Source organism: Methylomonas sp. BG-2 (genome assembly GCF_057766305.1).
In genome coordinates this window covers 1-2,888 of sequence record NZ_JBYMAP010000353.1, presented here as the reverse complement: position 1 = coordinate 2,888, position 2,888 = coordinate 1, and the positions used below count along the sequence as shown (strand labels likewise).

The following is a 2,888-nucleotide window of genomic DNA, read 5'->3' as shown; positions in this document are numbered from 1 at the left end:
GCCCGCGCTGACGGACAATTACATTTATCTGTTGCACGACCCTGTCGATGGCGCGACCGCCGTGGTCGATCCCGCCGAACCCGAACCCGTCGAAGCCGCATTGCACGCGCGAGCTTGGCATCTGGATTACATTTTGAATACCCACCACCACGGCGATCATGTCGGCGCCAATCTGGCGTTAAAGCGGATGAGCGGCTGCCGCGTGATCGGCGCGGCGGCCGACCGTGATCGTATCCCCGGCTTGGACTTAGCGGTCGAGGACGGCGCGACCTTTAACTTGGGAAGCGAGCGAGTGCGGGTCATCGCCACGCCGGGCCACACCAGCGGCCATATAGCCTTTTATTGTCCGGACAGTTCGGCGCTGTTTTGCGGCGACACCTTGTTTTCGCTGGGTTGCGGGCGTTTGTTCGAGGGTAGCGCCGAACAGCTTTGGCAGTCGCTACAACAGTTCAAGACGCTGCCGCCGGAGACGCGAATTTTCTGCGCCCACGAATATACCGAAGCCAATGCCCGCTTCGCGATGGAGGTCGATTTCGACAACCCGGCGTTGCGCCAACGCCAGAACGAGGTCATCGCGCTCAGGCATGCCGGTCAGCCGACCTTGCCCAGCACCTTGGCGCAAGAGTTGGCCACCAATCCGTTTCTACGCGAGCAGGACCCGGCGATTCAACGCACGCTGGGGTTGTCCGGTCGTCCGGCGCCCGCCGTGTTCGCCGAGCTGCGGGGTTTGAAAGACCGGTTTGGCTGAGCGCTGGCGATTCTAGCTCGCGCGAAATTCTGCTAGACTCGCGGTCTATTTCAAGCGCGCAAGCCGCGCCGCCACCGCTCAACGCCGCGTTTTTAGCGACCCGCACGCACCCAACATGACCGCCCAGCCATTGCTCAGCATTGTATTGCCCGCTAAAAACGAGGCCGAAAACTTACCAACCTTCTTGCCGAAATTGAAGGCTTTGTATCCCGACGCCGAAATTCTGCTGATCGACGACGGCTCCGACGACGATACCGCCCAAGTCGCCCGCGCCGCCGGCGCCGCGGTCGTCTCCCACCCCTACGCCATGGGCAACGGTGCCGCGATCAAGACCGGCACTCGCCACGCGAGCGGCGATATTCTGGTATTCATGGATGCGGACGGCCAGCATGACCCCGCCGATATTCCGCAGATTTTGGAAAAAATGGCGGAAGGCTATGACATGGTAGTCGGCGCTCGCTCGTTGCGCAGTCACGCCTCCGGGTTTCGCCGCGCCGCCAACCGCTTTTATAACAAACTGGCTTCGTTGATGACCGGCCACAAAATCGACGACTTGACCTCCGGATTTCGCGCGGTCAGGGCCGACAAATTCCGCAAATTCCTATATCTGCTCCCCAACGGCTTTTCCTATCCGACCACCAGCACGATGGCCTTTTTCCGCTCCGGCTTCCCGGTCGCCTATGTCTCGATACATGCCGGCAGCCGGATGGGTAAGAGTCACATTCGCCTGCTGCACGATGGCTTGCGATTTTTTATCATCATTCTGCGCATCGGCGTTTTGTTTTCGCCGATGCGCCTGTTTCTACCGATCAGCGGTTCTATCTTTGGGGTCGGCCTGGGTTATTATGCCTATACCTACATCACCGAAAACCGTTTCACCAACATGAGCGCGGTGATGTTTCTGTCCGCGCTGTTGATCTTTATGATCGGCATCGTCTCCGAGCAGATTTCGTCCCTGCATTACAAAAACATCGAATGAGAGCCAAACGCGGGACCGGCTCCGAACCCCGGCGGCGAAGCTAGCGTAAGCAAGCCTAATACTTTAGTACTACGTCGGCTGGCTCGATTTATGTTAGAAACCAATCGACGCTCGACAGTCTAAACGACCGGGCTACCGACTGACTTATACCTCGATCCGACCATGTATCTACAAAACCGCTCCGAAACCTACTTCGACCCTTACTGGCGTACCGCCGCCAGTAAAATCATTCCCGGCGAATATTGCATCGCCCAAGCCGGCGCGGTCATCGTGACAGTGTTGGGCTCTTGCGTGACAGCCTGCATCCGCGATCGCGTCAAGGGTATCGGCGGCATGAACCACTTCATGGTGGCCAATCTGAACGAAGACCAGCCCGTTGGCGAGCGTCTGGCAAGCTTGGCGAGCGAAGGGATGGACAAATTTATTCAGCACTTGCTCGACATCGGTGCGGAGGCGCACCAGTTGGAAGCGAAAGTGTTCGGCGGCGGCAATATCCTGAACTGCCTGAGTCGCAACAACGTCGGCGCCCGTAGCGCCGACTTTCTCCGCGAATATTTGGACGAACGCAATATCCCGATCGTCGCCTCCGACACCTTGGATATTTATCCGCGCAAAGTCTATTTCTTCCCGGCGTCCGGCAAAGTTCTGGTCAAAAAACTGACCGACGTTAAAAACGAAACCATCCTGATCAGGGAACAGGAATACGGTAATCGTCTGCTAGCGGGCGCTTTGATTTGATTTTATTCCCGGTCGCCGACCGGGTATTCGCGATGGAACGGTAAGCTGAAACCGCTGCCGCCTATCCGGACCGCAGGAATCCGCTGTGGTGGCCCGCAGCGACGGCTATCCGAAAGTCAGCTGATTTTTTCGAGACTTTCTATTCCCCCTCGTTCTGGCGGAATTGCCCGAACCGGCGCGGGCAGCGCGCCCCGTTCTCCCGACGCCGCGAGGCTCGCCGTATTTCACAGGAAAACCCCATGCGCAACTTATCGCTCGCCGTCCTTTTCGCCGCCACGACCTTTACCGCTGACGCCACCCCGCCAACCAGCCGAACCCTGTCGCTGGAGGACATCAGCCTCGAGCGCATCGAAATTCAAGGCCAGATCCAGACGTGGAAGCTCAACAAGGTGTGTATCGACCAGCAGGCTTACCTATTGTTGC

General features: G+C 58.3%; 4 protein-coding genes. All 4 read left to right on the top strand.

Going from position 1 to position 2,888, the window contains the following annotated elements; genetic code table 11:
• A partial coding sequence (gene gloB / locus AC3B8H_RS19990; RefSeq protein WP_488443275.1) for a hydroxyacylglutathione hydrolase occupies window positions 1-748 on the top strand: 748 nt, incomplete at its 5' end.
• Between the two features lie 115 nt (window positions 749-863).
• Window positions 864-1,727 (top strand): glycosyltransferase family 2 protein, encoded by an 864-nt coding sequence (locus AC3B8H_RS19985; RefSeq protein WP_488443274.1) that lies wholly within the window; start codon window positions 864-866, stop codon window positions 1,725-1,727.
• A gap of 162 nt (window positions 1,728-1,889) precedes the next feature.
• Window positions 1,890-2,465 carry a chemoreceptor glutamine deamidase CheD gene (locus AC3B8H_RS19980; protein WP_488443273.1) on the top strand — a complete coding sequence of 192 codons (576 nt, stop codon included), beginning with the start codon at window positions 1,890-1,892 and terminating at the stop codon, window positions 2,463-2,465.
• 239 nt (window positions 2,466-2,704) lie between these two features.
• Window positions 2,705-2,888 (top strand): hypothetical protein (locus tag AC3B8H_RS19975; protein ID WP_488443272.1); only part of this gene is annotated, 184 nt, incomplete at its 3' end.

Bases quoted from the DNA above. Each gene is read 5' to 3' on its own strand.
- AC3B8H_RS19980 (WP_488443273.1), top strand. From the start codon at position 1,890: ATGTATCTACAAAACCGCTCCGAAACCTACTTCGACCCTTACTGGCGT.
- AC3B8H_RS19985 (WP_488443274.1), top strand. From the start codon at position 864: ATGACCGCCCAGCCATTGCTCAGCATTGTATTGCCCGCTAAAAACGAG.